Source organism: Maritimibacter alexandrii, assembly GCF_005871115.1.
Lineage (GTDB): Bacteria > Pseudomonadota > Alphaproteobacteria > Rhodobacterales > Rhodobacteraceae > Maritimibacter > Maritimibacter alkaliphilus.
The window spans coordinates 1-504 of record NZ_SWKQ01000017.1 but is presented as its reverse complement, the minus strand read 5'-3'; the positions used below and the strand labels follow the sequence as shown (position 1 = coordinate 504).

Below are 504 nucleotides of genomic sequence, written 5' to 3'. Positions count from 1 at the left end.
CGACATCGACGGCGGCGCGGGCGAGGACACGGCGCTCTACACCGGGTCGGGTTCGGGGGTGACGATCAGCCTCGCGGCGGGCTCGGCCTCGGGCGGCGACGCGACGGGCGACACGCTGACGGGCATCGAGCACCTGACGGGCTCCGACCACGGCGACACGCTGCGCGGCGACAGCGGGGCCAACACCCTGAACGGGCGCGGCGGCGCGGACATCCTGTTCGGCTTCGAGGGCAACGACAGGCTGATCGGCGGCGACGGCGACGACACGCTCCTGAACGGGGCCGAGGGGCGCGACGTCCTGATCGGCGGCGGCGGGCGCGATTTCCTGATCGGCGGGGCGGACGCGGACCGGTTCGTCTTCCGCGAGGGCGACACCGGGCTGGGCGCGGCGGCCGACCGGATCGACGATTTCGAGGCCGGAGTGGACCGCATCATCCTGCGCTCCATCGACGCCGACACGACCACGGGCGGCGATCAGGCGTTCACCTTCGGCGGCACGCTGAC

Annotated in this window: 1 protein-coding gene; it reads left to right on the top strand. The window is 73.8% G+C overall.

Annotation, left to right across the window (positions count from 1 at the left end; all coding sequences use genetic code 11):
* Window positions 1-504, top strand: a 504-nt coding sequence (locus tag FCT00_RS20225; RefSeq protein WP_212748035.1) for a calcium-binding protein, incomplete at both ends; no start/stop codon positions are given.